This window comes from Corynebacterium sp. 045007 (assembly GCF_040743205.1).
Taxonomy (GTDB): Bacteria; Actinomycetota; Actinomycetes; order Mycobacteriales; family Mycobacteriaceae; genus Corynebacterium; species Corynebacterium jeikeium_D.
The window spans coordinates 1-996 of the sequence record NZ_JBFLKW010000044.1; the positions used below are offsets into that span (position 1 = coordinate 1).

1 protein-coding gene is annotated in these 996 nt (G+C 43.7%); it reads right to left on the minus strand.

Annotation, left to right across the window (positions count from 1 at the left end):
• Positions 1 to 93: 93 nt before the first annotated feature.
• On the minus strand, positions 94 to 909 hold the full coding sequence (locus AB1Z34_RS11120; protein ID WP_000018326.1) for an aminoglycoside O-phosphotransferase APH(3')-Ia: 816 nt from the start codon (positions 907 to 909) through the stop codon (positions 94 to 96).
• Positions 910 to 996 lie beyond the last annotated feature (87 nt).

A 996-nucleotide genomic window follows, 5' to 3' on the forward strand; every position in this document is an offset into this window, starting at 1 on the left:
CCGTCCGGATACTGCCAGATATCGGCGTCCAGGGAGATGTCCTGAAGCGCGGTGTCCGGAATTTCAGGTTTGTGTCTCTACAAAGACTAACTATCAGAAAAACTCATCGAGCATCAAATGAAACTGCAATTTATTCATATCAGGATTATCAATACCATATTTTTGAAAAAGCCGTTTCTGTAATGAAGGAGAAAACTCACCGAGGCAGTTCCATAGGATGGCAAGATCCTGGTATCGGTCTGCGATTCCGACTCGTCCAACATCAATACAACCTATTAATTTCCCCTCGTCAAAAATAAGGTTATCAAGTGAGAAATCACCATGAGTGACGACTGAATCCGGTGAGAATGGCAAAAGCTTATGCATTTCTTTCCAGACTTGTTCAACAGGCCAGCCATTACGCTCGTCATCAAAATCACTAGCATCAACCAAACCGTTATTCATTCGTGATTGCGCCTGAGCGAGACGAAATACGCGATCGCTGTTAAAAGGACAATTACAAACAGGAATCGAATGCAACCGGCGCAGGAACACTGCCAGCGCATCAACAATATTTTCACCTGAATCAGGATATTCTTCTAATACCTGGAATGCTGTTTTCCCGGGGATCGCAGTGGTGAGTAACCATGCATCATCAGGAGTACGGATAAAATGCTTGATGGTCGGAAGAGGCATAAATGCCGTCAGCCAGTTTAGTCTGACCATCTCATCTGTAACATCATTGGCAACGCTACCTTTGCCATGTTTCAGAAACAACTCTGGCGCATTGGGCTTCCCATACAATCGATAGATTGTCGCACCTGATTGCCCGACATTATCGCGAGCCCATCTATACCCATATAAATCAGCATCCAGGTTGGAATTTAATCGCGGCCTCGAGCAAGACGTTTCCCGTTGAATATGGCTCATAACACCCCTTGTATTACTGTTTATGTAAGCAGACAGTTTTATTGTTCATGATGATATATTTTTATCTTGTGCAATATAACATGGGTT